The sequence below is a fragment of the Delftia sp. Cs1-4 genome (genome assembly GCF_000214395.1).
In the GTDB taxonomy this organism is placed as follows: Bacteria; Pseudomonadota; Gammaproteobacteria; order Burkholderiales; family Burkholderiaceae_C; genus Comamonas; species Comamonas acidovorans.
In genome coordinates this window covers 2,969,531-2,995,664 of record NC_015563.1, presented here as the reverse complement: position 1 = coordinate 2,995,664, position 26,134 = coordinate 2,969,531, and the positions used below count along the sequence as shown (strand labels likewise).

25 protein-coding genes are annotated in these 26,134 nt (G+C 69.9%); 10 read left to right on the top strand and 15 right to left on the bottom strand.

Going from position 1 to position 26,134, the window contains the following annotated elements; all coding sequences use genetic code 11:
- Positions 1-60 precede the first annotated feature (60 nt).
- The 3 genes from DELCS14_RS13160 to DELCS14_RS13150 all read right to left on the bottom strand — a co-directional run bounded on the left by DELCS14_RS13160 (position 61) and on the right by DELCS14_RS13150 (position 2,440).
- Positions 61-573 carry a hypothetical protein gene (locus DELCS14_RS13160; protein ID WP_043796733.1) on the bottom strand — a complete coding sequence of 171 codons (513 nt, stop codon included), beginning with the start codon at positions 571-573 and terminating at the stop codon, positions 61-63.
- Entirely contained in the window at positions 560-1,897 is a 1,338-nt protein-coding gene (locus DELCS14_RS13155; RefSeq protein WP_013802047.1) for a hemolysin family protein, read from the bottom strand. Before DELCS14_RS13155 ends, DELCS14_RS13160 begins: the two co-directional genes overlap by 14 nt.
- Before the next feature lie 180 nt (positions 1,898-2,077).
- Positions 2,078-2,440, bottom strand: coding sequence for a hypothetical protein (locus DELCS14_RS13150; RefSeq protein ID WP_013802046.1), 363 nt, complete (start codon positions 2,438-2,440; stop codon positions 2,078-2,080).
- Between the two features lie 133 nt (positions 2,441-2,573).
- On the opposite strand from DELCS14_RS13150, the gene DELCS14_RS13145 reads away from it, so the two are divergent.
- The 3 genes from DELCS14_RS13145 to DELCS14_RS13135 all read left to right on the top strand — a co-directional run bounded on the left by DELCS14_RS13145 (position 2,574) and on the right by DELCS14_RS13135 (position 4,959).
- Entirely contained in the window at positions 2,574-3,080 is a 507-nt protein-coding gene (locus DELCS14_RS13145; protein WP_012206033.1) for a hypothetical protein, read from the top strand.
- 227 nt (positions 3,081-3,307) lie between these two features.
- On the top strand, positions 3,308-3,916 hold the full coding sequence (locus tag DELCS14_RS13140) for a cysteine hydrolase family protein (RefSeq protein WP_013802045.1): 609 nt from the start codon (positions 3,308-3,310) through the stop codon (positions 3,914-3,916).
- A 155-nt stretch (positions 3,917-4,071) separates the two neighbouring features.
- On the top strand, positions 4,072-4,959 hold the full coding sequence (locus DELCS14_RS13135; protein WP_013802044.1) for a class I SAM-dependent methyltransferase: 888 nt from the start codon (positions 4,072-4,074) through the stop codon (positions 4,957-4,959).
- Between the two features lie 67 nt (positions 4,960-5,026).
- Here DELCS14_RS13135 and DELCS14_RS13130 read toward each other — a convergent pair whose 3' ends face one another.
- The 8 genes from DELCS14_RS13130 to DELCS14_RS13095 all read right to left on the bottom strand — a co-directional run bounded on the left by DELCS14_RS13130 (position 5,027) and on the right by DELCS14_RS13095 (position 12,030).
- The gene (locus tag DELCS14_RS13130; RefSeq protein WP_013802043.1) at positions 5,027-5,674 is read right to left on the bottom strand and encodes a nitroreductase; all 648 of its coding nucleotides are present in this window, start codon (positions 5,672-5,674) and stop codon (positions 5,027-5,029) included.
- Complete coding sequence (gene fur, locus DELCS14_RS13125; protein ID WP_012206037.1) at positions 5,671-6,174, bottom strand: ferric iron uptake transcriptional regulator; 504 nt, start codon at positions 6,172-6,174, stop codon at positions 5,671-5,673. Before fur ends, DELCS14_RS13130 begins: the two co-directional genes overlap by 4 nt.
- Complete coding sequence (locus DELCS14_RS13120; protein WP_013802042.1) at positions 6,171-6,776, bottom strand: DUF2325 domain-containing protein; 606 nt, start codon at positions 6,774-6,776, stop codon at positions 6,171-6,173. Before DELCS14_RS13120 ends, fur begins: the two co-directional genes overlap by 4 nt.
- A 303-nt stretch (positions 6,777-7,079) precedes the next feature.
- Complete coding sequence (locus DELCS14_RS13115; protein WP_013802041.1) at positions 7,080-8,111, bottom strand: c-type cytochrome; 1,032 nt, start codon at positions 8,109-8,111, stop codon at positions 7,080-7,082.
- A gap of 17 nt (positions 8,112-8,128) precedes the next feature.
- Positions 8,129-8,920: a c-type cytochrome gene (locus DELCS14_RS13110; RefSeq protein WP_013802040.1), complete on the bottom strand. Its 792-nt coding sequence runs from the start codon at positions 8,918-8,920 to the stop codon at positions 8,129-8,131.
- A 168-nt stretch (positions 8,921-9,088) separates the two neighbouring features.
- The gene (locus DELCS14_RS13105; RefSeq protein WP_013802039.1) at positions 9,089-10,633 is read right to left on the bottom strand and encodes an ATP-binding protein; all 1,545 of its coding nucleotides are present in this window, start codon (positions 10,631-10,633) and stop codon (positions 9,089-9,091) included.
- On the bottom strand, positions 10,630-11,292 hold the full coding sequence (locus tag DELCS14_RS13100) for a response regulator transcription factor (RefSeq protein WP_012206042.1): 663 nt from the start codon (positions 11,290-11,292) through the stop codon (positions 10,630-10,632). The genes DELCS14_RS13105 and DELCS14_RS13100 overlap by 4 nt, the downstream gene beginning before the upstream one ends.
- Positions 11,293-11,442: 150 nt before the next feature.
- Entirely contained in the window at positions 11,443-12,030 is a 588-nt protein-coding gene (locus DELCS14_RS13095; RefSeq protein ID WP_013802038.1) for a TetR family transcriptional regulator, read from the bottom strand.
- Positions 12,031-12,174: 144 nt separating this feature from the next.
- Here DELCS14_RS13095 and DELCS14_RS13090 point away from each other — a divergent pair, with 144 nt between their 5' ends.
- The 4 genes from DELCS14_RS13090 (at position 12,175) to DELCS14_RS13075 (ending at position 15,684) form a co-directional block, all read left to right on the top strand.
- Positions 12,175-13,374 carry an MFS transporter gene (locus DELCS14_RS13090; protein WP_013802037.1) on the top strand — a complete coding sequence of 400 codons (1,200 nt, stop codon included), beginning with the start codon at positions 12,175-12,177 and terminating at the stop codon, positions 13,372-13,374.
- Positions 13,375-13,469: 95 nt separating this feature from the next.
- Positions 13,470-14,468, top strand: coding sequence for a TlpA disulfide reductase family protein (locus tag DELCS14_RS13085; RefSeq protein ID WP_013802036.1), 999 nt, complete (start codon positions 13,470-13,472; stop codon positions 14,466-14,468).
- Positions 14,465-15,271, top strand: a complete 807-nt coding sequence (gene dsbG / locus DELCS14_RS13080; RefSeq protein WP_013802035.1) for a thiol:disulfide interchange protein DsbG — start codon at positions 14,465-14,467, stop codon at positions 15,269-15,271. The genes DELCS14_RS13085 and dsbG overlap by 4 nt, the downstream gene beginning before the upstream one ends.
- Before the next feature lie 11 nt (positions 15,272-15,282).
- Entirely contained in the window at positions 15,283-15,684 is a 402-nt protein-coding gene (locus tag DELCS14_RS13075) for a hypothetical protein (protein WP_013802034.1), read from the top strand.
- Here DELCS14_RS13075 and DELCS14_RS13070 read toward each other — a convergent pair.
- The gene (locus tag DELCS14_RS13070; protein ID WP_012206046.1) at positions 15,669-16,133 is read right to left on the bottom strand and encodes a hypothetical protein; all 465 of its coding nucleotides are present in this window, start codon (positions 16,131-16,133) and stop codon (positions 15,669-15,671) included. The genes DELCS14_RS13075 and DELCS14_RS13070 overlap by 16 nt on opposite strands.
- A 366-nt stretch (positions 16,134-16,499) precedes the next feature.
- On the opposite strand from DELCS14_RS13070, the gene dsrO reads away from it, so the two are divergent.
- The 3 genes from dsrO to DELCS14_RS13055 all read left to right on the top strand — a co-directional run bounded on the left by dsrO (position 16,500) and on the right by DELCS14_RS13055 (position 21,684).
- Entirely contained in the window at positions 16,500-17,345 is an 846-nt protein-coding gene (gene dsrO / locus DELCS14_RS13065; protein ID WP_013802033.1) for a sulfate reduction electron transfer complex DsrMKJOP subunit DsrO, read from the top strand.
- A 16-nt stretch (positions 17,346-17,361) separates the two neighbouring features.
- Positions 17,362-18,405 carry an NrfD/PsrC family molybdoenzyme membrane anchor subunit gene (gene nrfD / locus DELCS14_RS13060; protein WP_013802032.1) on the top strand — a complete coding sequence of 348 codons (1,044 nt, stop codon included), beginning with the start codon at positions 17,362-17,364 and terminating at the stop codon, positions 18,403-18,405.
- 78 nt (positions 18,406-18,483) lie between these two features.
- Entirely contained in the window at positions 18,484-21,684 is a 3,201-nt protein-coding gene (locus DELCS14_RS13055) for a tetrathionate reductase subunit A (RefSeq protein ID WP_013802031.1), read from the top strand.
- On the opposite strand, the gene DELCS14_RS13050 is transcribed toward DELCS14_RS13055, so the two are convergent.
- From DELCS14_RS13050 to DELCS14_RS13040, 3 genes are read right to left on the bottom strand one after another with little or no spacing between them, the layout of a single operon-like run.
- Positions 21,685-23,115 (bottom strand): efflux transporter outer membrane subunit, encoded by a 1,431-nt coding sequence (locus DELCS14_RS13050; RefSeq protein ID WP_013802030.1) that lies wholly within the window; start codon positions 23,113-23,115, stop codon positions 21,685-21,687.
- Positions 23,112-24,329, bottom strand: coding sequence for an HlyD family secretion protein (locus DELCS14_RS13045; RefSeq protein ID WP_013802029.1), 1,218 nt, complete (start codon positions 24,327-24,329; stop codon positions 23,112-23,114). Before DELCS14_RS13045 ends, DELCS14_RS13050 begins: the two co-directional genes overlap by 4 nt.
- Positions 24,330-24,358: 29 nt before the next feature.
- On the bottom strand, positions 24,359-26,134 hold the full coding sequence (locus tag DELCS14_RS13040) for an MFS transporter (protein WP_012206052.1): 1,776 nt from the start codon (positions 26,132-26,134) through the stop codon (positions 24,359-24,361).

Here is a 26,134-nt window from a genome sequence, read left to right as displayed (position 1 = left end):
TGCCGCTTTTCATTTGTGGAGATCGGAGCAAGCAGCCTGCCCGCCGCGCTTCGTGCCTCTTCAGTGCCGGCCTGAGGCCCCCCTGCCATGCGAGAGGCCCTGCATTTCCACGCAACCCTTTTGCATCAGGCGCAACAGCAGCTGGGTCCAGCTGGCGTCGGCCCATTTGGCGCTTTCCAGCACCAGGGAGCGCGCGGCCTGCAGGCCGTCGCCGGGCTGCAGCTCCACGCGGAAACTGCCGCGTTCGCGCTGGGCCGTGACGGCCACCACGCTGCCCAGCAGCGCGATGTCATGCGAAGGCCTGGGGCCCTGCGGGCCGTCCAGGTCCACGCGCAGCACGCAGCCGGGGCGCAGTTCGTAGGTCCATCGATGGTCGGCATGGCCGGCCGCGCCCATGGCGTTCATCTCAGCAAGCCGCTGCTCCTGGGTCATGTCGTAGGGGCTGATGATGGGCGCCTGCTGCTGCGGGTAGCCCTGCACGCCGTCCAGGCAGGCGGCCATGAAGACCACGGCCGCCGCGCATGCCAGCAGTTTCCATGCGCCGCGAGGGCCCCGGCGTTCAGCGCGCGGCATGGGCCGCACCGCCGTCTTCACCACCCGGCACCTGCAGCGACACGTCCACGCGCATGGCCAGCACCTTGTCGATGGCCTTGCCGTCCATGTCCACCACCTCGAAGCGCCAGCCTTCCCATTGCACGGTGTCGGTGACACGCGGCAGCCGGCCCGTGAGCAGCATGACCATGCCGGCCAGCGTGTGGTAGCGGCCGCGCTCTTCCTCGGGCACGGTGGCCAGCTCCAGCCGGTCCTTGAGTTCGGGCACGGGGATGTGGCCGTCCAGCAGCCAGCTGCCGTCCTCGCGCTGCAGCGCCCAGGAGTTGCGCGGATCGCGGGGCTGGAACTCGCCCGTGATGGCCTCCACCAGGTCCTGCAGGGTGACGATGCCCTGGACCTCACCGTACTCGTCGATCACAAAGGCCATGTGCACGTCGGACAGGCGAAAGCTCTCCAGCAGTTCCATGCCGGTGATGGTTTCGGGCACATAGAGCGCGGTCTGCATGGGCTGGTCGGTCAGGCCCTGCTCCTTGCCCTGCAGCGCGCGCGACAGCCACTGGCGCGCGTTGAGCACGCCGATGATGGCGTCCATGCCGCCGCGCACCACCGGAAAGCGCGCGTGGTCGGACTGCTCGATCACGCGCAGGTTGTCCTCGAACGGCGCATCCGCATCCAGGCAGACCACGTCGCTGCGCGGCACCATCAGCGAGCCGATCTGGCGGTCATCAAGGCGGAACACGTTGCGCACCATGGTGTGCTCGTGCGATTCGATGACGCCGGCCGTCGTGCCTTCGGCCAGCATGGCGTGGATCTCTTCCTCGGTGACGGCGCTGCCGCTGTTTTCCTTGACGCCCAGCAGGCGCAGCAGCGCATGGGTGGACACGGAAAGCAGCACCACGAAGGGCTTGGTCAGATGGGCCAGCCAGTTGACTGGGCGTGCGATCAGGCGCGCAAAGGTCTCGGGATAGGTCTGGCCAATGCGCTTGGGCACCAGCTCGCCGACGACGATGGAGAAGTAGGTGATCAGCACCACCACCAGCGCCGTGGCCGTGTAGCCGCCATAGGGCGTGGGCACGCCCAGGCGCTGCAGCCACTCGGCCAGGGGAGCGGCCAGCGCGGCCTCGCCGACGATGCCGTTGAGCACGCCGATGGAGGTGATGCCGATCTGGATGGTGGACAGAAAGCGCGTGGGGTCGGCCCCCAGCTGCGCGGCGGCGGCGGCGCCGGCATCGCCCTCGTCTATGAGTTTTTGCAGGCGCGCCTTGCGGGCCGTCACCAGCGCGATCTCGGACATGGCGAAGACGCCATTGAGCAGGATCAGCGCAAAAAGTATGGCAATTTCCATGATGCGTGTTGTGGGAACCGGGAGCCGCAGCTGCGGCAGGAAGGGCCCATGCGGCGATGGGTCCGGGAAGAAGGAAAGCCAGGGGCCAGCCCGGCAGCCGGGCATTCAGGACAGGGCCCAGAAGCGGCAGAGGCACCGCAGGCGCAGGGCACTGCAGGTCAGAAAAACGGCAATGGGGGATCAGGCTGCCCGGGGAGGCCGGTCGGGCGGGGCCAGGCTGCGCCAGGGGCCTTCGCGCAGGCTGGCGGTGATGTGGCGCCCGGCCTGCAGACGGGGTGCCGGCATGCCGTCCACGGCGTGCACGACATCGGGGAGGTCCTGCTGATCGTCCATCAGCGCGTGGTCGAAGTCATCGAGCAGGGAGACCGTGTCCACCCGCGGCGCCGCCGCGCGTTCCGGGCCGGCGCAGGCCGCGCGCGGGTGGACACCGGGCGGCTCGCATGGCTCGTCCGGCAGGGCGCGCCATGGCGCAAGCCCCAGCGTGGACAAGGCCACGCTGACGACGAAGTGCAGGGAGAAAACCGCGATGAACCATCTGGACATGGTCCTTGGATTCTATCCATGCCCGTGAACCGCAGACAGGCAGGCCGCCTGTCCACCGCTGTTCGCCGCTTCCTACAAGCGGCGCGCCGAAGCCGTGGAAACATGCGCCACGGCCCACTTCCCGCCCTCTGCCATGAAAGCCATCCATACCCTTTTCACCGTGTTGCACGCCCTCATCGCGCTGCTGTTTTCGCTGGCCGCCGTGGCCCTGCTCTGGATCGCGGGCCTGAAGGGCTGGAACGCCATGGCGCATGGCGTGGATGGCGAATCGGGCCTGCGCATCGTCGAGGCGCTGGGCATTCTGGCCTCCGGCGTGGTTGCACTGCAGATCGCCCAGACCATCACCGAAGAGGAAGTCATACGCGAGGCCCACATCAGCGGCCCCACGCGCGTGCGCCGCTTTCTCTCGCGCTTTCTGGTGGTGCTGGTCGTCGCGCTGGCCGTGGAGGCCCTGGTCGCCGCCTTCAAGACGCAGGAAGAACCCGCCCACCTGCTCTACCCCGCCGCCCTGGTCAGCGCCGTGGGTGTCCTGCTGCTGGGCTGGGGCGCCTTCATCCACCTCAACCGCTCCGCCGAGGAGCTGGAGCCCGAGGCCATGGAAGAAGCCAAGGGCGAGGACCACAAGGTCAACAAGTCGTGAGGGCCAGGCCCGCGCACGCAAGGGTTGACAGGCCGCATCGCCGGCCTCAGGATGCGCGGATGGTTTTTGCCACGCACCGCCTCACGACCACCACCACGACCGCCAACGGCGGACCGTGGACGGATACCTGAGCGCCGCAAGGCAGCCACCATCCCCCAAGGCCCCGCCCACGATGGACGGGGCCTTTGCGTTTCTCCGTGCATCCAGGGCATCAACGGAGAGACTTCATGCAGATTCCCCCTTCCACCGCTTCCGCCGCTTCCGCCCCTTCCGCCGCTTCGTCCCCCTCCTCGACGGCCGCACCGGACGGCCCACGGCGTGCCCTGCTCGTCATCGACATGCAGCAAGGTCTTTTCAACGGCAGCGATGCGCCGTTCGACAAGGACCGCGTGCTGGCGAACACCCGACAACTGATCGCCCGCGCCCGTGAAGCCGGCGCGCCCATCTTCGCTGCGCGCCACACCGGCCCTGCAGGCTCGCCGATCGCCCCGGGCAGCCCGCTCACGCAGCTGCTGCCGCAGCTGGGCATCGATGCGCAGCGGGACCGCGTCTTCGACAAGACACGGCCCAGCTGCTTCGAGGGCACCGGCCTGGCCACCTGGCTTGCCGAAGCCGGCATTGCCGAACTGGTCATCGCCGGCATGAAGACCGAGTTCTGCGTGGACACCACCTGCCGTGCCGCAGCCGGTCTGGGCTTTCGCCCGGTGCTGGTGGCGGATGCCCATACCACCACCGATTCGCCGCTGCTGCAGGCCGGGCTCATCATCGGCCACCACAACCACACGCTGGGCGGCGCCTTTGCGCAACTGGTGCAGACTGCGGACTGCCGGTTCTGAACGGACTTCGCGCATGATGGCCCTGGAAGCGTCGCGGGTCGTGCCGTGGCAGCCTTGCATCAAACCAATATGAATGATTTCCGTTAACTGGTTCATGACGTGCGCAGGCCTGGCATGCTGGCATGCTGGCCTGCAGCGCACCACAGGAGCGAGCAATGCCCGAACCTCTTGCACCGTCGGCCGGCCCGGCTTTCACCGATGCGCCGCCCTCCACGCCCCGGCAGGAAAAACTGTCCGACGTCAGCGAGACGCTGCGCATTCCGCTGACCGCCCGCGCCTTGGGCGACCGGCTGTTTCCGGGCATGGCCGTCAGTGACGCCCATGCCTTGGACACCCTGACCCAGCTGGGCGACGACGGCAGCCGCTGGCTTCAGGACAGGCAGAGCATCTACGGCGTGCTGGCGCGAACGCACTGCTTTCGCGCGCTGGCGCAGGACTTTCTCCGGCGCCAGCCGCAGGGCCATGTGGTGAACCTGGGCTGCGGCCTCAGCGACTATTTCCAATGGCTGGACAACGGGCAGATGCGCATGACGGATGCGGACCTGGGGCCGGTGGTCGCACTGCGCAGGCAGTTGCTGCCCTGGCAATCGGAGCGCCAGGAGATCCGCGAATTCGACCTGGCCGACGCCGACTGGTGGCAGCGGCTCGGACTGCCGGCCGACAGATCAGGGCCTGCCGTCTTCATGATGGCCGAAGGCGTTTCCATGTACCTGCAAAAAGAGCAGATACAGGCGCTGTGGACCACGTTTGCGCAATGCAGCCCGCCGGGTTCGGAACTGGTGTTCGACGCCATGTGCTGGCTGGCCGCCGGGCGCGCAAGCCAGCACCCCTCGGTCCGGCTCACCCAGGCCCAGTTCCATTGGGGCCTGCGCCGCGAGGCCGATCTGGCGCAAGCCCATCCGCGCCTGCAGCTGGTGGCCGCGCACCAGGTGATGGAAGGCTACGGCCCGCCCTACTCGCTGGTGGGGCCGGCATTCCGCTGGACCTTTGGCGTGCACTTCTATGCCATCTACCAGTTGAAGTCGGTCGAGACGGCGGCTTAGGCCGATTGCGCAGCCGCAACGAAAGATGCCCGGTCTAGCCGGGCATCCTTGTTTCAGGGAACCAGGATCAGCCTTCGTCGGCCGCGCTGGAGGACAGGGCCAGGGCCCGGCCTTGCATCAGGTCTTGCCCGGGCTGCCATTCGCGCACAAAGCGGTTGCGCGGCGGCCGCAGGGCTTCGCGGCCGGTCGAGACGGGCGTGCCCACATACAGCAGGCCGACGAGCCGGTCATGGGGCTCGAATCCCAGGGCCTCGCGCACGCGCGCATCGTGGCTGTTGGCGCCGCTGGCCCAGAAGCCGCCAAAGCCCAGGATGTGCAGGGCGTTGAGCATGTTCATGGCGGCAGCGCCACCGGCCAGCAGCTGCTCGCTTTCAGGCACCTTGTGCTCGGGCTGCAGGTGCACGCCCAGCGCGATGATCAGCGGGGCAGACAGGGCCTTGGCGCGGAATCGCTCGGCGTCGGCCTGCGGGTCGCGCGCCTTGGCGGCCTGCACGAACACCTCGCCCAGCGCATGGCGCGCATCGCCCTGCACCAGCACGAAGCGCCAGGGGCGCAGTTGGCCGTGGTCGGGGGCGCGCAAGGCCGCGTCGATGACGGTGTCGATCACGCTGGGGCCGGGCGCCGGCTCCTGCAGCGGCCAGCGTGACTGGCGCGACATCAGCAGGTCCAGCGCGGCGCGCTGCTCGGGAGTCAGGGATCTGTCGTTGGTGCTCATTCGTTGTCCTGCAGCGCAGGCTGTCTTGCCTGCACGGGCTGTGCCGGTGATTCGGGTGGCAGCTGCGAGCACGCGCCGCAATGGCCGTACAGGGCCAGGCGGTGGTCGGCCAGGCGGTAGCCGTGGGCCTGGGCCACCTGGTGCTGCAGCGCCTCGATGTGGTCGTTGCTGAATTCATCCACGCGTCCGCACTGCAGGCAGATCAGGTGGTCATGGTGCGGCCCCTCATTGAGCTCGAACACCGCCTTGCCGCTTTCAAAGGTCTGGCGCAGCAGCAGGCCTGCGGCCTCCAGCTGCGACAGCACGCGGTAGACGGTGGCCAGGCCCACCTCGGCGCGCCGCTCGGCCAGCAGGCGGAACACGTCCTCGGCATGCAGGTGGCGCGATGCGCTCTGCCTGAAGATTTCCAGCACCTGCATGCGCGGCAGCGTGGCCTTCAGGCCGACGCTGCGCAGTTCGGGTTCGCCACCCGGGCTCAGGGGCATCTTGCTGCGTGTCATGCGGTGGTGTCTCCGTGTGTCAGTGTCATGGCGGGGTTGTCGCCGCCTTCGGCACCCCGGTGTATGCGGACGATGCGCAGCGCATCGGGCTGCTCCACCAGCACGCAGGTCTTGCCCGTGCGCTGGCAATGGTCCTGCACGCGCCAGTACTCGCCGTGGCTCAGGCAGCCGGTCTGGCAGATCACCAGATCGGCCTCGCGCAGGCTGGCCTCGAAGGCCTCGGCGTCCTGTTCGGGCTCCCGTGCAGGCATGGCGGGCTGCGCCAGGGGCGCGGCCGTCTGGCGCTGCCAGCGTGCGCGCTCGCGCAACAGGTCCTGCACGCGCACCAGCAGCGACTCCACGCGCCGTGCCAATGTGACGCGGCGCGAGAGCCCGGGAATGGCCTTCTCCAGCGCCTCGCGCTCCTCGCGCGCCCACAGCAGCTGGGTTTCCTTGGCCATCAAGGCCGCGCGCTGGCGGATCACCAGCCTTTGCAGCCTCTCTATTTCCTGGGCTTGAAGGCACAGCAGCTCGCTGCTGCGCAACTGGGCGTGGCCGTAGCCACGCAGCAGCACCTGGTGCTCATGCGCCAGTTGCTGAATGTCGTCCAAGGTCTGGGTCATGGTTTCCTCGGCAAACCTGAGCATTGCGCGGTGGTCGCGCGAAGGCCTTTGCGCATGGCCCTGTGCGGCACGGGCCTGGCTTGCCGGCAAGGCGGTGTGCTGCGATGCAAGCCGGATGCGCTGGCAAATCAGTGAGAATGATTCTTATTAAATCATGAAATGCCGGCCGTCAAACCGATGACCGTACGCCGTCTGGTGCAAAGGCCGCACCGGCGCAGATGCGCTTGCAGGGTGGCCGTCAGCGCCCTGCCATGCACGGCAACGCAGGCCTGCGCCCGGCCTGCCGTTGCCTGTCCGACCTGTTCAAAGACCCTTGAGCAGCCGGCCGTTGACCTCGGTGCCGTACAGCGAGAACGGGGTGTCGTGGAACTGCTTGCGCGTGTCGGCCACGTTGCCGGTGAAGCGCGGGTCCTGGGGGCGCTCCATGCTGTTGATGTAGGTGGCCACGTCCCAGGCTTCCTGGTCGTCCAGCGTGGGGTTGCCGTAGGGCATGTTGCCCTTGATGAAGCTGGCGGCCTTGTCCACCTCATGCGTGCCCGCACCCCAGTTGTAGGACTGCTTGCCCCACAGCGGCGGGAACACGGTCACGCCGCCGGTTTCCTGGCCCTGGCCCTGCGCGCCGTGGCACAGCGCGCACTTGGCCTCGTAGACCTTGGCGCCGCGCTCGAAGCTGGGCTCCTGCGCGGCCTTGCCCACCTTGGTGAAGCCCGCGCCCGGCAGCTTCTCGCCCGTGGGCGCCTTCTGGGCCATCCAGTAGGCGTAGGCCTCCAGCGCCACGAGGATGTCGTGGCCGTCGTCGGGGGCCTTGCCGTTCATGCTGTACATGAAGCAGCCGCGCACGCGCTCGGCGAAGGTGTCCACGTGGTTGGTCTTCTTGCGGTAGGCCGGGTACAGCGGGTAGGCACCCCACATGGGTGCGGCACCCTTGAGCCGGCCTGCGTCCAGGTGGCAGTTCACGCAGTTGAGGGTGTTGCCCGAAAAGCCCACGGCGTTGGCCGGCGTGCGCAGGAAGATGGCCTCGCCGCGGCGAATCCACTCGCCCATGGGGGTGTCGGGGATATCGCGGGCGCCGGGGGGTGTGAAGGCGCCGCCGTCGGCAGCCACTTTCCCGGCCTGGGAGGTGACCTGGGCATTCGCATTTGCATCGGCCCTGGCTGCGGTGGCAGCCGCAGCGGGGACCGCGCCCACGCGGGCCGGCGCAGGTGGCATGTCTGGCTGGCTGATGTACATGCCATAGGCGAGCGCGCCCGCCAGGCCGGCGAACAGGCAGGCGACGACGACGTACTCGGCGGTATTGGAGTTTTGAGAGGCGCGGGTGGGTTGTGTGTCGGACATGTTCGGCTCCCGGTCCATCAGGGTTTGGCTGGCGCGGAGGCCGTGGCTGCGGTGCTGGGGCTGGGGCTGGGGCTGGGGCTGGAGCTGGAGCTGGTGCTGGCGCCATGCAGGCGGGCGTAGTAGGCCGCCACGGCCTGGATGTCCGCGGGCGTGAGCTTTTGCGCGACCTTGCCCATGAGGCCCAGCGGGCCGGCCTCGCGCTGGCCCTTGTTCCAGGCGGCGACCTGGCTTTGCATGTAGTCGGCCGTCAGGTGGCCGATGGCCGGGAAATCGGCGCCCACGCCCACGCCGCCCGGGCCGTGGCATTGGGCACAGGCGGGAATGCCGTCCGCCCAGCGTCCGCGCTCGACCAGCCAGGCGCCGTCATCGTCCTTGCCCTTAGGCAGGGGGCCGCGCACGGGCTTGATGGGCAGCGGCAGGCTGGCGTAATAGGCGGCCACATCGGCGCGGTCCTGGGCTGACAGGGCCTTGGCCATGGGCGCCATCACGGGGGCCTGGCGGCTGCCGTCGGCCAGGTGCTGGAGCTGGCGCGCCAGATAGCCGGCGTGCTGGCCGGCCAGGGCCGGAAAGCCCGCCATGCCCTCGCCCTTGGCGCCGTGGCAGGTGGCACATGCCGCCGCACCCTGGGGCGTGCCCGACTGGGCGATTTTCTGGCCAGCTGCTGCACTGCCTTGCACCGCAGCTGTGGGCGCTGCTGCGGGCGCTGGTGCCTTGGGCGCGGCGTCTTGCGCCCAGGCGCTGCCCATCAGCATGCAGATGCCGATGGCGATGCACGACCGGGACAGGGTCTGTTTGTTCATGCGGATCATCGTGGGAAGAGGCGTTTGCCCTGCCATGCGTCCGCGCCACGCACCGAGGAGCGCGCGGCTGCGGCGGACAGGATCGAATAGGGATACCGGCCGCCGCCCCGCAAGGCGCAATGCCCGCAGGGCTGGCCAGCCAGGCCCGCACGATACGGAAACGAGATTAAGCCGGCGTTAATGGGCCGGCGCTAATGGGCCGGCGGCCGGGGCCTGCGGGCCCGGGCCGTCCGCCAGCGGCAGGTACAGGCGCGCGACCAGGCCGCTGGCCTGGCCTTCCTCGGGCCGCCACAGGCTGCGCGGCTGCAGCAGCAGGCAGCCGCCTGCGCATTCGGCGATGCGCTGCACGATGGGCAGTCCCAGGCCGCTGCCATGCTCCTGGGGACGCTTGCGCCAAAAGCGCCGCGTGGCCTCTTCGCATTCCTCGGCGCTGAGCCCCGGGCCGTGGTCGGCCACGGTGAACTCCACATAGCCTGTGCCCGGCTGCTGTGTCTTGCCCGGCATGGCGCCAACGGGGCGCACGGCCAGTTCCACGGGATGCTGCGGCGCATGGCGCAGGGCGTTTTCCAGCAGATTGCGCAGGGCCGAGACCAGCAGGGGCTCGGAGATGGCCAGAGGCCAGTCCTGCACGGGCTGGCCGTTGTCCAGCCATGTGCGCAGCGCGGGCGCTGGGGTCTGGGCGCTCACGGCATTCACAGCCAGTTGCCAGGCCTTGTCCAGCGCCTGCAGCGCATCGGCAGGCGCATCGCCGCAGGCCAGCACGGAGGCAGCGCCAGGTTCATGCTGCTCCAGCCGCGCCAGCAGCAGCAACTGCTCCAGCGTGTGCTGCAGGTGCTCCACGCCCTCGCCCGCCTGGGCCAGCGAATCGCGGGCCATGGAGCCGGGCGGCGCCGCCAGAAGGCCGGCAGGCATGCCGGGCGCCGCCAGCGCCATCTGCGCCACCTGCACATGGGTCTTGATGGCGGTCAGCGGCGTGCGCAGCTCATGGGCGGCGTCGTCGCTCCAGCGGCGCTCGCGGTCTATGGCCGCGCGCACGCGGTGCAGCAGCTGGTTGAGCGTGCCCACCAGCGGCGCCAGTTCGCGCGTCTGCAGGCCCTGGGCCACGGGCGAGTCGTCGCCGGGCGGGCGGCGCGCCAGTTCGCGCCGCAGGGCCTCCAGCGGCCTGAGGCCCTGGGTCACGGCCCACCACATCAGCCCCATGCTGGCCAGCAGCGCCAGCACGAAGGGCAGGACGATGGTGTAGGCAAAGCCGTGGATCAGGCCCTCGCGCACATCGATGCGGTCGGCCGTGGCGATGCGCACGCCGTGGTCCTCCAGCACATAGGTGCGCCAGGGCTTGCCGCCCTTGATGATGGTCGAGAAGCCCAGCGGCATGCTCTGCGGGAACACGGGACTGCCCTCGGTCTTGGCCAGCACCTGCGGCAGGGCCGATTCGGGCCGCACGGGCTGGACCTCGCCGCGCACCAGGCTGACCTCGCAGGCCACGCCGTCGCGCGCGATCACGTTGAGCATGGGGCTCCAGTCCTGCGGCAGCTCCCGGGCAGGCCGGAACTGGTGGACGATGCCGGCCACCATGCGCGCCGAGGCGATCAGCCGGTCATCCAGCACGGTGCGCAGTTCGTTGCGCATGTCCGAGAACATCCAGGCCGCCACCCCGCCCCACAGCGTGCACAGCGCCAGGCACAGACATGCCAGCAGGCGCACGCGCAGGCTGCGCATCATGGGTGCAGGCCCAGGCGATAGCCCTCGCCGCGCACCGTCTCCACCAGTTCATGGCCCAGCTTGCGGCGCAGGTGGTGCACATGCACGTTGACGGCATTGCTCTCCACGTCCTGGCTGTAGCCGTAGAGGCTGTCGCGCAGTTGCTCGGTGCTCAGGATGCGGCCCGGCGACTGCAGCAGCGCGCGCAGCAGCGACCACTCGCGGCGCGACAGCTCCACGGTGCGGCCCTGGCGCTGGATATGGCCTGCAGCGGGGTTGATGCGCACCTCGCCCAGCTCGATCCAGTCCACGCTGCGGCCGGCCGCGCGGCGCAGCAGCGCATGCAGGCGCGCCGCCAGTTCGTGCAGGTCAAAGGGCTTGACCAGGTAATCGTCGGCGCCGGTCTGCAGGCCCTCGATGCGCTGTGACACGGCATCGCGCGCCGTCAGCACCAGCACGGGCACCTGCAGGCCCTGGCCGCGCCAGCGCGCCAGCAGCGAGAGGCCATCCTCGTCGGGCAGGCCCAGGTCCAGCACGCAGGCATCGAAATGCGAGGAACGGATGGCCGCATCCGCCTGCCCGGCCGAGGCCACGGTATCCACGCCAAAGCCCTGCAGCTGCAGGCCGGCTCGCACGCCGCTGGCCACCAGCGCGTTGTCTTCCACCAAGAGAACATGCATGTTGTTGTCCGCAGGGCCTGGCGCCAGGCCCCGCCGTCTGTATCCAAGTCGGGAACGAAAAGCGACTGAGCATCGCAGATTTGTAGCGCTGGCGCGGCGGCGTGCCGAATTTCGCAGGCGGGTGCACAAGAATGCGGCCAGGCGGCCCGCTCAGGGCCGGGCCAGCAGCCCGCCCAGCAGCAGGTCCAGCGCCGCCGCGCCGCGCTCCAGCCGCAGGTCGGCATCCTCGCCCTCGGCAATCCAGAAAGCCGCTTCGGCCAGGCTGCCGTAGATCAGCGATGCCAGCGCCTGCGGATCGGCCCGGGCCACGATGCCCTGCGCCATGAGGTCCGCAATCAGTGCCTGCATGGACGCAATGCAGTGGCGCTGTGATTGCGGCAGCGCTCCGCCCAAAGCCGCGCGCGCATCGCGCAGCACGATGCGCTGGATTTCAGGCTCCAGCGCCATTTCCAGGTAGGCCTGGCAGCGACTGCGAAAGCCCTGCCAGGGATCCTGGGCATGGGCGGTGATGGCCTTCAGGCGTTCATCCACCTCGGCATCGATCTGCTCGACCACGGCCGCCAGCAGGCCCTGCTTGTCGCCGAAATGGTGGTACAGCGCGCCCCGCGTCAGGCCCACCTGCGCGGTGAGATCGTCCATGGAGGCATCGGCGTAGCCCTGCTCTCCAAAGGCCTTGCGGGCCGTGGCCAGCAGCGTGGCGCGGGTTTCTTCCATCTCGGCGCGGGTGCGGCGAACCATGGCCAATCTCCTTGCATACGGCGTGCATGATTATTTACATACGCCGCGTATGTATATAGGATTCTATTCATACGCAGCGTATGTATTTTCTCTGTCCCGCGACGGCGGTGCAACACCCCCCACCTGTTTGAAGGGATCTGGACCATGAATTCGTCTTCCTCCACGCGGCCCGAACCCGCCGCGCGCCGCCCGTGGCTGGCCGTGTCCGCCGTGGGCCTGGCCACCTTTTCCGTGGTGACCACGGAAATGCTGCCGGTCGGCCTGCTCACATCCATTGCTGGCAGCCTGGGCACCTCCATGGGCAGGGCCGGCCTGATGCTCTCGCTGCCGGCGCTGCTGGCCGCGCTGTTCGCGCCGCTGGTGGTGATGGCGGCGGGCGGCATGGACCGGCGCCGCATCCTGTGCGGACTGCTGGCCCTGCTCGTGCTGGCCAACCTGGCCTCGGCGCTGGCGCCGTCGCTGATCTGGCTGCTGGCCGCGCGCGTCCTGGTGGGCTTTTGCATGGGCGGCATCTGGGCAATCGCGGGCGGGCTGGCGGCACGGCTGGTACCCCAGGCGTCGATGGGCCTGGCAACTTCCATCATCTTTGGCGGCGTGGCGGCGGCCTCGGTGCTGGGCGTGCCGCTGGGCGCGCTGATCGGCGATTTCGCGGGATGGCGCTGGGCCTTTGGTGGCATGGCAGGCTTCAGCGCACTGGTGCTGGCGCTGCACGTGGCCGTTCTCCCCGCCCTGCCTGCCACAGGCTCGGCCAGCCTGCGCCAGTTCAGCCATCAGCTGGCCAACCGCAGGCTGCAGGCCGGGCTGGCACTGACGCTGCTGCTGGTGGCCGGGCATTTCATGTCCTTCACCTTCGTGCGCCCGCTGCTGCTGACGGTGTCGGGGTTCGATGCGCAATGGATGAGCGCGCTGCTGCTGGCTTACGGCATCGCGGGCATTGCGGGCAACTTCCTGGCGGGCATCATCGCGGCGCGCCGCACGGTGCCGAGTCTGGCGGCGATCGCCATGGGCCTTCTGCTGGCGCCTGTGCTGTTCCTGTCCGTGGGCGACTCGCCAACCGGTGGTGGCGCCGTGCTGCTGGTCTGGGGCCTGGCCTACGGCGGCGTATCGGTGGGACTGATGACCTGGATGATGCAGGCTGCGCCACGCGCCGTGGAAATTGCCACGGCGCTGTACGTTGGCGTCTTCAACATCGGTATTGCGCTGGGCTCATGGGCGGGCGGCCAGCTGGTCGATGGCTGGGGGCTGCACGCCACGCTCTGGCTGTCTGGCGGATTTGCCGCTGCGGCCTTGCTGCTGTCTGCGGCCATGGGATTGGTTGGGCGAAATGGACCGGTCGCAGCCTGATGGCCATGAGGCCGTTAACCCTCGTTAACCCCCCGTTAATTCCCCGCTGCCAGCATCCACGACCTGTCAGCCTGCATGGCTGAAACTCCTTGCCCATGCATCTCCGGTCATCCCCTCTTCTTTCGTCCTTGCTGCCCTTGCTTGCCGGCCTGCTGCTGGCGCCTTCGCCTGTTCTTGCCGGAGCGGCAGAGCCTGGCGGGCCGTCAGCGCTATCGGCGCTGGGCGCCTGGCTGCACCTGCCTGCCAGCCTGGCGCTGGGGCCGCTGGTCCTGCCGATGGGCGTGGTGGTGGCCATGCTGGCCTGGCTGCTGGCGCAGTGGCTGGCGCGCAGGAATGAAAGGCGCACGGGCCAGGCCGTGGATGCGCTGCTGTGGCAAAGCACCCTGGCCGGCCTGCTGGCGGCGCGCCTGGCCTATGTCGCGCAGTGGTGGACAGAGTACGCGCCGGCCCCCTGGGATTGGAGCGGGATGCCGGCCTTCGCAGGTCGCATCATCGATATCCGCGACGGGGGATGGAACCTGTGGGCCGGTCTGCTGGCCGCGCTGCTGTACATGCTGTGGCGCAGCCGCCGCTCCCCGGTGCTGCGCCGCGCCACTGGGCTGGCGCTGGGCGCGGGGGCGGCCCTGCTGGTGCTGGGCAGCCTGCTGCAGGCGATGCCCTCCGCAGATGCACCGGCCCTGCCGGCCTTCACCCTGGTCAACGGACAGGCGCAGCCGGTCTCGCTGCAGCAGTTGCAGCAGGCCGATGGCAAGCCCATGGTGATCAACCTCTGGGCCACCTGGTGCCCGCCCTGCCGGCGCGAGATGCCGGTGCTGGCCCAGGCCCAGCAGCAGCGGCCCGATGTGCGCTTCATCTGGATCAACCAGGGCGAGTCTGCCGAGGCCGTGATGGGCTACCTGCGGCGCGAGCAGGCGACGGCCCCGCTGCCGCTGGCCCAGGTGCTGTTCGACCCGCAGCAGCAGGCCGGCCGGCACTGGCGCCAGCGGGGCCTGCCTTCCACCTATTTCTATGGCGCCGACGGCCGGCTGTGCGGCATGCGCATGGGCGAGCTGTCGCGCGCCAGCCTGGCCCAGCATCTGAAGGAATGTTCATGAGCGCTTCCCCCCTGTTTCCCCTGCCTGCACTGGCAGGAGCCCTGGCCCTGTCGGCAGCCTTGGCCCTGCCGGCCGCGGCGTCCGAGCTGCCATCGGAGGATTTCCTGGCCCAGCAGGGACTGACCCTGGTGGGACCGCTGCCGGCCGTGGGCGGACTCAAGGCCTGGGCCGCCTACCGCGACCGCCAGCCCGTGCCCATCTACCGCATGCCTGACGGCAAGCACTGGGTGCTGGGCACGGTGATAGACGCCCAGGGCCGCGACGTGAACGCCCAGGCCCTGCTGGCCGCCGTGCAAAAGCCCATGGGCGAGCAACTGTGGGGCGATGTGCAGCGCGCCCAGTCCATACCGGATGGCCGCGCCGACGCGCCGCGCACGGTCTATGTGTTCACCGACCCCAACTGCCCCTATTGCAACCAGCTGTGGAACGATGCCCGGCCCTGGGTGGAGAGCGGCCAGGTGCAGTTGCGCCACATTCTGGTCGGCATCCTCAAGCCCAGCAGCGAGGGCAAGGCCGCCGCCTTGCTGACCGCGCGCCAGCCCGAGCAGGCCCTGGCCGAGCACGCACGCGCCTATGCCAAGGCCGGCCGCGCCAGCGCAGAAGGCGCGGGCGCCACGCCGCTGGCCCCGGTGCCGCAGGCCACGCGGCAGGCGCTGGCCAACCATGCCTCGCTGATGTCCACCTGGGGACTGCGTGCCACGCCGGCCCTGGTCTGGAAGGATGACAAGGGAGTGGTGCAGGTGCGCACCGGCCTGCCGCCGGGCCTGCTGGAAGAGGTCATGGGGCCGCGTGGCAGGAAATGACGAGGACGACCATGAGCACAAGCCGTTCTCCCGCCGCTTCCACCTCCTCCAGCGACTGGAGCGACCTGTTCCCCGCCCGGCCGGATGCGTCGCCGCTGCGCATCGTGCTGCATGCGCCCACGCCCGGCGCCCTGGCCCGTGCACGCAGCAATCTGGCCAACCTGCGCCAGGACCGGCCCGGTGCCGAAGTCCGCATCGTCATCAACGGCCCAGCCGTCGAGGCGCTGCTGGACGCCGCGCCGGGCACGCCGCAGCATCTGGATGCGGCCGCCCTGGCCCATGCGCTGGTCTGCCCGAACACGCTCAGGAAGCTCGGCCGCGAGGCGCCTGCCGGCATGCGCGTGCTGCCGCAGGGCGGCATCGAGTCACTGGCCCTGCTGCAGCAGTCGGCCTGGTGCTACGTGCGCTGCTGAGCGGCCTGCGCCAGCGAGGCCAGGCAGCGCGCCTGCCATTGGTATTCAGGCTCGAACGATTCGCGGTCCGTGACGGCGCCGTGGCCGCCCTCGCCATAGACCATGGCGTAGGCCGCATAGTCGGCCGCCTGCAGCGCCCGGCCCGCCAGTCCATGGGCCGTGGCATAGGTGGCGGACACGGCGGCATGGCCGCAGCCGTCGAGGGAGCGTGATCCCTGGTGGTGGTTGGCCAGGCTGGCGGCCTCGCGGGCCAGGCGGTCCAGTTCCTGCCTGTCGATCTGGCCGTCCAGGTAGCGGCGAAGGCCTTGTGCGCAGCGGATGACGTCCGGGTCTTCCAGCAGGTGCGCGATGCGGTCCACGCAGGCCTGTGTGAATTGCAGCCTCAGGTGCTCGCCGGCTTCGGCGGCAAGGTCCAGTTCCGAAGCAAGGCTGTTCAGGGCATGGTTCATGGAGAACTCCTTGGCAGTGGCGACACAAGCAGCGTAGACCGGGGCCGCGCGCGGAAACAAGAGGGTGATTTCCGATACGCGCCCCGCATTCCCGAGGAATGCAGTCACCCTGTTAACCCCGTCTTAATCCCTGCGCCACACGCTATGGACTGCCTTGGGCGCCTGTCCATGGCAGGCAGTCGGTGGCACTTTGCAAGCACTCGGCAGGCACTCGGCAGGCACTTGGAAAGCCCATTGCTTGACTCACATCAAGCCGCCAAGACCCTGAATTTCATATATTAAATTCAATATAAAAAGCATATTTTTAATGCTTTATTGAGTTTGAGCGACCACCCTCCGTGGCCGCAGGACGATGAAAGACAGGCCATGCCAAAAACATCCCGCGCCGGCAGCGGTTGCAACGACTGCAGCTGCAAGCCCTCCTCCCAGGACGTCCCCGCCCGCACCGCCGCCCATGCGCAGCCCGCCACCGGCAAGCGCGGCTTCCTGCAGGATCTGCTGGCCGCCGCCATGGCGGCCGTGGCCCTGCCCGTGGCGGCGGCCGCGCCCGACACCCCCGGTTTTCAACCGCCGCGCCGTCCCGGCGAGGCCGGCAGGCGCTACGGCATGCTGGTGGACCTGCGCCGCTGCATAGGCTGCCAGGCCTGCACGGTGAGCTGCTCCATGGAGAACCTGCCACCGCTGGGCCAGTTCCGCACCACGGTGCTGCAGTACGAGGTGCAGCACGCGGGCAACGAGGACCTGCCGCCGGCCATGCTCAACCTGCCGCGCCTGTGCAACCACTGCGACAACCCGCCCTGCGTGCCGGTCTGCCCGGTGCAGGCCACATTCCAGCGCAGCGACGGCATCGTGCTGGTGGACAACGAGCGCTGCGTGGGCTGCGGCTACTGCGTGCAGGCCTGCCCCTATGACGCACGCTTCATCAACCACGAGACGCAGACCGCCGACAAGTGCACCTTCTGCGAGCACCGCCTGGAAGCCGGACTGCTGCCGGCCTGCGTGGAAAGCTGCGTGGGCGGCGCCCGCGTGATCGGCGACCTCAACGACGAGGGCAGCGAGATCCGCCAGCGCATGCGCGAGCACGCCAAGGACCTCAAGGTGCTCAAGCCCGCCATGGGCACGGACCCGCATGTGTACTACCTGGGATTGCCCGACGCCTTCGTCGACGGAGTGGACGGGCAGGCCAGCGTGCGGCTGGTCACTTCCCACTGAACGCAAGGAGCACCCCATGCACATCGTCGAACTCCTGACCCCCGCCTACGAATCGGCCTGGCTGCCCTGGGCCGTGCAGTACTTCTTCCTGGCCGGCATTGCCACGGGCGCCGCCCTGCTGGCCGCCGCCTGCGCCTGGGCGCCGCGCGCCAGCGCCATGGCGCGCCTGCTGCCGGCCGCCGTGCTGGTGCTGGCCGTCAGCGCCATCGCCGCACCCGTGTCGCTGCTGGCCGACCTGCACCAGCCTGCGCGCTTCTGGCATTTCTATGCGCACTTCACGCCGTGGTCGTGGATGTCGGTGGGCGCCCTGCTGCTGCCGGTCTTCGTGGGACTGGCGCTGGCCTTCGTGCTGGCCTGGTGGCTGGGCCGGCCGCAGTGGCTGCGCTGGCTGGCGCCGCTGCTGGCCGTGTCGGCGCTGACCATCACCGCCTATACCGGCGCCGAGCTGATGGCCGTGCGCTCGCGCCCGCTGTGGAACACGCTGTGGGTGCCGCTGAACCTGGCACTCACGGGCTGGCTGGCCACGGTGGGCTGCATGCTGGTGACGGCGCGCTTTCTGCCCGCCCGCCACCGCCCCGATGCCGGCGCCCTGCAGGCCCTGCGCGTGCTGGGCCTGGCGCTGGCGCTGTGCCTGCTGGCCATGGTGGCGGTCTGGGCCGTTGCCGGCTGGCTGGGCCAGGGCCGCTCCTTCCAGGCGGCGCTGCAGCTGTGGCAGCAGTTTCCGGTCTGGCGCCTGAGCATGCTGGGCTCGGCCGTGGCCGGTGCCGCCTTGCTGTGGGCCCTGGTGCGGGGTGGGCATCGCATGGCCTGCCCGCGCTACACGCTGGCCCTGGGGCTGGGCCTGGCCGCCGCGGCCTGGGCCTTCCGCTGGGCGCTGTTCATGGGCGTGCAAGGCGTGCCCAAGTACGGCGCGGGCCTGTACATCTACCACATGCCGCTGGGCGGCGACGGCCTGCTGGGCATGCTGGGCGTGGCCGGCCTGTGCATTGCACTGGTGACGCTGGCCACCTGGGCGCTGGAGCTGTTTCCCGCGCGTTCGGCCGCGGCCCGCGCCCTCTGACACCGCCGCCCTGACGACCCCTCACCCATTCACGGAGCGCGGCCCGCCACCGGCCGGCCGCGCCACAGAAAGCCTTTCATGACCGACAAGAAGAAACTCCCCCAAGCTCCCGAAGATTCCCTGGATGCCGAGGCCGCCCGCCGCCGCCTGCTGCTGCGCGGCGGACTCACCGCCGGTGGGCTGGCCGCCTTTGCGGCCGGCTACGGTGAAACACTGGCGCGCGGTGCCAAGGGCCTGGTCGCAGGCACCTCGGGCACGCCCACGGCCAGCGCCACGCGCGGCAATTCGCTGACGCCGGAGTTCCGCATCGACCCGGCCACGGGCGCGCTCGCCACCCAGCCCGGCCAGGTGGTCAGCCCCTCCAGCTGCCTGGGCTGCTGGACGCAGTGCGGCGTGCGCGTGCGTGTCGATACCGCCAGCAACCGCATCCTGCGCGTGGCAGGCAACCCCTACCACCCGCTGGCCACCACGCGCCCGGCCGCCATGGAAGAACCCGTGCGCGAGGTCTACGCCAAACTGGGCAAGGAGCTGGGCCTGGAGGGCCGGGCCACGGCCTGCGCGCGCGGCTCGTCCATGCTGGAGCACCAGAACGCACCGCACCGCGTGCTCACCCCGCTCAAGCGCGTGGGCCCGCGCGGCAGCGGCCGCTGGCAGAGCATTTCCTTCGAGCAGCTGGTGCAGGAAGTCTGCGAGGGCGGCGATCTGTTCGGCGAAGGCCAGGTCGATGGCCTGCGCGCCATCTGGGACACCAAGACGCCGCTGGACGCCGACAACCCCGAGTTCGGCCCGCGCTCCAACCAGTTGCTGGTGACCGACGCCTCCAACGAAGGCCGCGCCCAGCTGCTGCGCCGCTTTGCAGGGCCGTCCTTCGGCACCGTGAACGTCAGCAACCACGGCGCCTACTGCGGCCAGAGCTTTCGCGTGGGTGCGGCAGCGGCCCTGGGCGACCTGCCCGGCATGCCGCACGGCAAGCCCGACTGGAGCCATGCCAGCTTCGGCCTGTTCATCGGCGCGGCGCCCGCGCAGTCCGGCAACCCCTTCCAGCGCCAGGGCCGCGAACTGGCCGAGGCCCGCTCGCGCGACGACAACCGTTTCCGCTACGTGGTGGTCTCGCCCGTGCTGCCCACCTCGTCCAGCCTGGCTGCGGGCAGCGGCAACCGCTGGCTGGCCGTCAAGCCGGCCAGCGACCTGGCCCTGGCCATGGCGCTGATCCGCGTCATCCTGGACGAGGCGCGCCATGACACGGGCTTTCTCGCCCAGCCCGGCCCGGCCGCCATGCAGGCCGCGGGCGAGGCGTCCTGGAGCAATGCCACGCACCTGCTGGTCAACGAGCCCGGCCACCCGCGCCATGGCAGCTTTCTGCGCGGCGCCGACCTGGGCTGGGCCCTGCCCGCGCCAGCCGAAGACGGCAAGCCGGCCCAGGATGTGTTCGTGGTGCAGCGTGCCGATGGCAGCCTGGCGCCGCACACCCAGGCCGAGCCTGCACAGCTGATGGTGCGCACCCGCGTGGCCGTGCCCGGCCTGAAGGCCGAAGGCGCAGACCAGGCCCCCGAGCTGTCGGTCTGCTCCTCGCTGGCCAAGCTGCATGAGCAGGCCAGCCTCAAGACACTGGACGAGTACGCGGCGCTGTGCGGCGTGGCACGCGGCGAGATCGAGGCGCTGGCGCGCGAGTTCACCAGCCATGGCAAGCGCGCCGTAGCCGATGCGCATGGCGGCACCATGAGCGGCGCGGGTTTCTACACCGCCTACGCCATCAGCATGCTCAACACCCTGGTGGGCAACCTCAACGTGCAGGGCGGCCTGGTGCTGGATGCCGGCCCGTTCGGCCCCTTCGGCCCGGGCCCGCGCTACGACTTCGCCAACTTCGACGGCAAGGTCAAGCCGCGCGGCCTGGCGCTGTCACGCCACCGCCAGCCCTACGAGAAAAGCACGGAATTCCAGCGCAAGCGCGAGGGCCAGCCCGAGGGCGCGAAGGACTACCCCGCCGCCCAGGCCCCGTGGTACCCGGCCGTGGGCGGCCTGTCCAGCGAGATGCTGGCCAGCGCGCTGGCCGGCTACCCCTACCGCGCCAAGGCCTGGATCAACCACATGAGCAACCCCGTCTACGGCATTGCGGGCTTTCGCAACGCGCTGGTGGACGATCTCAAGGACCCGAAGAAGCTGCCGCTGATCGTCTCCATCGATCCCTTCATCAACGAGACCAGCGCGCTGGCCGATTTCATCGTGCCCGATACCGTGACCTACGAGAGCTGGGGCATCTCGGCGCCCTGGGCCGACGTGGTGGCCAAAAGCTCCACCGTGCGCTGGCCCGTGGTGCAGCCCGCCGTGGCGCGCACGGCCGGCGGCCAGCCCGTGAACGTGGAGAGCTTTCTCTTTGCCGTGGCAGAACGGCTGGGCCTGCCGGGCTTTGGCGAGGCCGCCATCAAGGACGCCCAGGGCCAGCCCCATGCGCTGCGCTCGGCCGAGGACTTCTTCATCCACGCCCTGGCCAACGTGGCCTGGGCAGGTGGCAAGCCCGTGCCGGCGGCCAGCGATGACGACATCGCCATCACCGGCGTGGACAGGCTGGTGCCCGCACTGCGCCAGCGCCTGAAGGACGATGAATGGCGCCAGGTGGCCATGCTGCTGACGCGCGGCGGGCGCTTCGACCGCATCGAGGACGCCTGGAAGGACGGCCACACCCGCAAGGCCCACGCGCCTGCCCTGCAGGTGTGGAGCGAGGAGCTGGCCCGCATGCGCCACGCCATGACGGGCGAGCGCTACAGCGGCTGCCCCACCTGGTATCCGGCGCGGCTGGCCGACGGCAGCGCCATGCGCACGCATTTCGGCGAGCAGCAATGGCCGCTGCTGCTGACCTCGTACAAGTCCAACCTGATGAGTTCCATGTCGATTGCCGTCTCGCGGCTGCGCCAGGTGCATCCGCACAACCCGGTGTCCCTGCACCGCGATGACGCCGAGCGGCTGGGCATCGCCAACGGCGACACGGTGCGCATCCGCACGCCGGGCGGCGCGGTGACGGCCGTGGCCATGGTGCGCGACGGCGTGATGCCGGGCACCGTGGCCATCGAGCACGGCTACGGCCACCGCGAACTGGGCGCAGGCCGCCACAGCATCGACGGCAAGCCCATGCCGGTGAACGCCGAGCATGCCAATGGCGTGAACCTCAATGACCTGGGCTTTGCCGATCCCACGCGGCCCGGCTGCAAAAACGTGTGGGTGGACTGGGTGTCGGGCGCCGCGGTGCGCCAGGGCCTGCCTGCGCGCATCGAGAAGGTCTGATCAGCGGGCGGGGCTGGCGACTGGTGCAGCGTCGGCCTGCCAGCCGCCGCCCAGCGCCTGGTACAGCGCAATGGCGTTTTCCAGCTGGCTCTGGCGCAGGCGTATCACCTCCTGCTGCGCCTGGAAGAGATTGCGCTGGGCGTCCAGCTCTTCCAGGTAGCTGGCGTAGCCGGCCTCGTAGCGGTCCTTGGCAAAGCCCAGGGAGCGCTGCAGCACGGCCTCGCGCTCGCTGGCGTGCTGCCACTGCGACTGCAGGCGCCGGGTGCCGACCAGGGCGTTTTCCACATCGGCCAGGGCCTTGATCACCACGCCACGGTAGGCATAGGCGGCCTGGTCGCGCTGGGCGGTCACGGCGTCGAACTGCCCTTGCAGCCGGCCGCCCGTGAACAGCGGCGCCAGCACGCTGCCGCCCAGGGCCCAGACCGTGGCCGGGTGGTATTGCAGGGCGTTGACCAGCAGGCTGCCGGCGCTGGCCGTCAGCGAGACCTGGGGCAGGAAGGCGGTGCGCTGCACGGCCAGGCTTTCGTCGGCGGCCGCCAGTTGCAGCTGGGCCCGTGCAATGTCGGGGCGGCGCTGCAGCAAGGCCGAAGGCAGGCCGGCGGCCGGCGCAGGCGGCGGTGCGCCCAGCGCAGCGGACTGGCCGTCGGTTGCTGCCATGAGCGCGGCAGCCTGCTCGTCACCCTCGCCGCCGGCCAGCAGCAGAAGCGCCGTGCGCTGGCGCGCCAGCGACAGCTCCAGCTGCTCCACGGCCTGCTGCACGGATTGCAGCTCGGCCTGGGCCTGGGTGAGCTGCAACTGCGAGGTGTAGCCGACGCGTGCCTGCTCATCGGCCAGGCGCAGGGCCTGTTCACGCGAGCGGGCCGTGGCCTGGGCCACTTGCAGCTGCGATTGCAGCGAGCGCAGGCCCACATAGGCCTGGGCCGTGGTGGCGGCCACGGCCAGGGCCACGGCGTCGCGGTCGGCCTCGCTGGCCTGCAGGCGCAGGGCGGCGGCCTTTTCCAGATGGGCGATGCGGCCCCACAGATCAGGCTCCCAGCTGGCCTGCAGGCCGGGCTGAACCGAGCGCGTGTGCGCCAGGCCCCGCGCGCCCAGGCTGCGGCCCGTGGAGGCGCCGGCCGTGGCCGAGAGCTGGGGCAGGCCCGCAGCGCCTGCCACATCCAGGTTGGCCCGCGCCTCATCCACGCGCGACAGGGCCAGCAGCACATCGTTGTTGCGGAACTGGGCCAGTTCCACCCAGCGCGTGAGCAGCGGATCGCCAAAGGCCTGCCACCACGATGCCTGGACGGCGGCGGCCGGCTCCTGCCCTGCCCCGCTCCACTGGGCGGGCATGACGGGCCGGGCCGCTTCAGGCGCGGTGCTCAGCGGCGGCACGCTGCAGCCGGCCAGCGCGGTGGCGCAGGCGATGGCCATGGCCAGTGCGCGGGCGGTCATGGGCGGGCCTCCGGTTGGGGTGCGGGCTGCTGTGCGGGTTGCTGTGCGGGTTGGGGCTCAGGCTGCGCCGTATCCAGCCGCACCACCACCGACATGCCAGCGCGCAGCCGCGCGGCCAGCTCCTGGTCGGGATCGATTGCAATCTTGACCGGCAGGCGCTGCACGACCTTGGTGAAGTTGCCCGTGGCGTTGTCGGCCTTGAGCACGCTGAATTCCGAGCCCGTGGCCGGCGCGATCTCCAGCACGCGGCCCGTGAGGTGGGCGCCGCCCAGCGCATCGACGCTGAAGCGCACTGCCTGGCCTATGCGCACCTGGGCGGTCTGGGTCTCCTTGAAGTTGGCCACCACCCACAGCGTGTGCGGCACCACGTACATGAGCTGGGAGCCGGCCGTGACGTACTGGCCCCGGCGCACGCCGACCTCGCTGACCTGGCCATCGCCTGGCGCGTGCACCACGGTGTTGTCCAGGTTGATCTGGGCCTGGCGCAGCTGGGCCTCGGCCATCTGGACCTGGGCTTCGAGCGAGGCGCGGTTCACCGTCGTCGCCTTGATCTTCTGGGCGTTGATCTCGATATCGGCCTGGGCCTTGGCCACGTTGGTGGCCGCCAGGCGCGCGGTGGCACGCACCTTGTCGCGCTCGTTGAGCGAGACGGAGCCGCGCTCGGACAGCGCCTGCACGCGCTGCAGCTCGGCTGCGGCGCGGTCGGATTCGGCCTGCGCCGCCGCCAGGCCGGCGCGGCTGGCGCCCAGCGTGGCGCGGTTCTGGGCCTGGGTCTGGTCGGCATTGGCCAGCTGTGCGCGGGCATTGGCCAGCTGGGCCTGGGCCTGTGCCTGGGCGGCTTCGTAGGTGCGGGCGTCGATGCGCACCAGGGGCTGGCCGGCCTTGACGTTCTCGTAGTCCTGCACCAGCACCTCGGTCACATAGCCGCTGACCTGGGGCGCGAGCACGGTGACGGCGCCGCGCACATAGGCGTTGTCGGTGCTGACCACGGTGCCCGCGAAGGGGAACAGGTTCCAGGCACGCAGCACCAGCAGCACGCCGGCCAGGGCGACCACCAGCATCACCAGCACGCTGCGCAGCGAGGGCTTGATGAGCTTGGGCGATGGCGATGGCGATGGCGATGGCGATGGTGAAGGTGAAGGCGCCGCAGCGGGAGCCGGCGCAGGCGAGGCAGAGGCGGCCGTGCCGCCATTGGAATTTTCGGAGTCACTCATGTTGTTGTCTTTTCTCTGGGCGAACGGTTTCAGGCGCGGGCGACGGGTTGGGTGGGCGGCTGGCCCGGCGCGTCCTGCGGCGCGGCGGCATCGGTGCCGCGCATGGCCGAGGCATCGGCAGCGGCGGCGCGCATGCGCTCCACGAAGGCGCGCTGGCGTGCGCGGCCAGCCAGGGCCAGCATCCACAGCAGGTAGAGCACGGCCACGCCGGCCGTGAGCGCGAACACGTCGTTGTAGGCGCGCACATTGGCCTCGCGGCGTGCAGCCTGCGCCAGCTGGGCCGTGCCCTGGGCCGCACGCAGGGCCGGGTCGGCGATGACGCGGGCCAGGCTTTGCTGCTGCAGGCGCAGGCGGTCGGCCACGATGGGGTCGGTGGGATCGACGTCGGCCACGATGGCGGCCGAATACACCTGCTCGCGGTGCATCTGGTAGGTGCTCAGCAGGGCCGAGCCCATGAGCGCGCCCATGGCCTGCGTCATGGAGATGGTGACGATGGCCGTCAGCATGTAGTGCGCGCCGAACTTCAGGCCCTGCACCACGCCGATCAGCATCAGCGGCCCCATGAACAGGCCCGCGCCCACGGCCATGAGGAACTGGCTGCCGAAGAAGTCCTCGGGCCGGGCCAGGCTGGTGCGGCTGTGGTCCAGCCAGGCCGCCAGCGCGAACAGCACGATGGAGCCCACGATCTGCTTGCCCATGTTCTCCAGCCCGAAGGTCAGCGCCGACACGGCAATGCCTGCGATGGTGCCCAGCAGGATGACGATGAACAGCGGCTGCATCTGGTCCACCGTCATGCCCAGCATGCGCTGCATGCCGATCACGCCATAGGTCTGCTCGGTGGTCAGAAAGCGCAGCAGCAGCGCACCGATCACGAAGCGCACCGTGGGCGCCAGCACGAACCAGCGCGTCTGCAGCATGGGATTGCGGCGGTGGTGCTCGATGTACAGCGCCACGCTCAGCAGGACGATGGAGCCGATCAGCATCCAGGCCAGCCAGGGCGTGTCCAGCCACCAGTGGTTGTAGCCCTGCACCAGCACGGCGATCAGCAGGCCCACGCCGGGCACCATGAGGAAGAAGGTCAGGAAGTCCAGCCGCTCGAAGCTGCGGATATGCACGCCCGGCGGCAGCTTGAGCACCACCACGCCCGCGAACGAGATCAGGGCCAGGCCGGCCTCGAACAGGTAGAGGTTGTGCCACTCGCTGTTGAACAGCAGGCCCGGCGACAGGATCCAGGCCAGCGGCGTGGCGATCTGCCCCAGCCCCACGCCGATCACCAGCATCTTGAGCACATGCTTGCGCGGCGCGGCCTGCAGCATGTAGAGCGTGCCCAGCGTGCTGCAGGTGGCGCCCGCCAGGCCGCTGGCCGCGCGCAGCATGAGCAGGCTGGTGTAGCTGCCCAGCACCAGGTGCAGCAGCGTCAGCAGCGCATACAGGCCCAGGCCGATCTCGGCGAACAGCCGCATGCCGAACTGCTGGCGGAACTTGTAGACCAGCAGGTTGGCCGTCATGTTGAGCATGACGTAGGCGCCGGTCAGCCAGGCGGCCTCGGAAGACGTCAGCCCCATCTGCCCCTGGATGGTGGGCAGGTTGGCCGTGAACAGTGCATTGCCCAGGCCGCCCGTCAACGCCACCAGCACGGCGATCAGGCCATAGGCGGCGCGCACGGCCGGCTGGTGCAGCGGCATGGACGGCGAGCCCGGCAGGCTGGGCTTTTCATGCTCTTCCCAGTCCGGCGGGGGCTTGAGGTAGACGACGGGGGGCGACGGGGGCAGCACGGGCCCCGGTGGAGTGGGTGTGGTGGCCAT

Excerpts from the sequence above, each read along its gene's own strand:
- DELCS14_RS13075 (WP_013802034.1), top strand. The coding sequence starts at position 15,283 with ATGAGCACAAGCCGTTCTCCCGCCGCTTCCACCTCCTCCAGCGACTGG.
- DELCS14_RS13045 (WP_013802029.1), bottom strand. The coding sequence starts at position 24,329 with ATGAGTGACTCCGAAAATTCCAATGGCGGCACGGCCGCCTCTGCCTCG.
- DELCS14_RS13155 (WP_013802047.1), bottom strand. The coding sequence starts at position 1,897 with ATGGAAATTGCCATACTTTTTGCGCTGATCCTGCTCAATGGCGTCTTC.
- DELCS14_RS13130 (WP_013802043.1), bottom strand. The coding sequence starts at position 5,674 with ATGAGCACCAACGACAGATCCCTGACTCCCGAGCAGCGCGCCGCGCTG.
- DELCS14_RS13070 (WP_012206046.1), bottom strand. The coding sequence starts at position 16,133 with ATGAACCATGCCCTGAACAGCCTTGCTTCGGAACTGGACCTTGCCGCC.
- DELCS14_RS13055 (WP_013802031.1), top strand. The coding sequence starts at position 18,484 with ATGACCGACAAGAAGAAACTCCCCCAAGCTCCCGAAGATTCCCTGGAT.
- dsrO (WP_013802033.1), top strand. The coding sequence starts at position 16,500 with ATGCCAAAAACATCCCGCGCCGGCAGCGGTTGCAACGACTGCAGCTGC.
- DELCS14_RS13095 (WP_013802038.1), bottom strand. The coding sequence starts at position 12,030 with ATGGTTCGCCGCACCCGCGCCGAGATGGAAGAAACCCGCGCCACGCTG.
- DELCS14_RS13135 (WP_013802044.1), top strand. The coding sequence starts at position 4,072 with ATGCCCGAACCTCTTGCACCGTCGGCCGGCCCGGCTTTCACCGATGCG.
- DELCS14_RS13050 (WP_013802030.1), bottom strand. The coding sequence starts at position 23,115 with ATGACCGCCCGCGCACTGGCCATGGCCATCGCCTGCGCCACCGCGCTG.
- DELCS14_RS13150 (WP_013802046.1), bottom strand. The coding sequence starts at position 2,440 with ATGTCCAGATGGTTCATCGCGGTTTTCTCCCTGCACTTCGTCGTCAGC.
- fur (WP_012206037.1), bottom strand. The coding sequence starts at position 6,174 with ATGACACGCAGCAAGATGCCCCTGAGCCCGGGTGGCGAACCCGAACTG.
- DELCS14_RS13100 (WP_012206042.1), bottom strand. The coding sequence starts at position 11,292 with ATGCATGTTCTCTTGGTGGAAGACAACGCGCTGGTGGCCAGCGGCGTG.
- DELCS14_RS13120 (WP_013802042.1), bottom strand. The coding sequence starts at position 6,776 with ATGACCCAGACCTTGGACGACATTCAGCAACTGGCGCATGAGCACCAG.
- nrfD (WP_013802032.1), top strand. The coding sequence starts at position 17,362 with ATGCACATCGTCGAACTCCTGACCCCCGCCTACGAATCGGCCTGGCTG.
- DELCS14_RS13105 (WP_013802039.1), bottom strand. The coding sequence starts at position 10,633 with ATGATGCGCAGCCTGCGCGTGCGCCTGCTGGCATGTCTGTGCCTGGCG.
- DELCS14_RS13115 (WP_013802041.1), bottom strand. The coding sequence starts at position 8,111 with ATGTCCGACACACAACCCACCCGCGCCTCTCAAAACTCCAATACCGCC.
- DELCS14_RS13110 (WP_013802040.1), bottom strand. The coding sequence starts at position 8,920 with ATGATCCGCATGAACAAACAGACCCTGTCCCGGTCGTGCATCGCCATC.
- DELCS14_RS13160 (WP_043796733.1), bottom strand. The coding sequence starts at position 573 with ATGCCGCGCGCTGAACGCCGGGGCCCTCGCGGCGCATGGAAACTGCTG.
- DELCS14_RS13145 (WP_012206033.1), top strand. The coding sequence starts at position 2,574 with ATGAAAGCCATCCATACCCTTTTCACCGTGTTGCACGCCCTCATCGCG.
- dsbG (WP_013802035.1), top strand. The coding sequence starts at position 14,465 with ATGAGCGCTTCCCCCCTGTTTCCCCTGCCTGCACTGGCAGGAGCCCTG.
- DELCS14_RS13085 (WP_013802036.1), top strand. The coding sequence starts at position 13,470 with ATGCATCTCCGGTCATCCCCTCTTCTTTCGTCCTTGCTGCCCTTGCTT.
- DELCS14_RS13140 (WP_013802045.1), top strand. The coding sequence starts at position 3,308 with ATGCAGATTCCCCCTTCCACCGCTTCCGCCGCTTCCGCCCCTTCCGCC.
- DELCS14_RS13090 (WP_013802037.1), top strand. The coding sequence starts at position 12,175 with ATGAATTCGTCTTCCTCCACGCGGCCCGAACCCGCCGCGCGCCGCCCG.
- DELCS14_RS13040 (WP_012206052.1), bottom strand. The coding sequence starts at position 26,134 with ATGGCCACCACACCCACTCCACCGGGGCCCGTGCTGCCCCCGTCGCCC.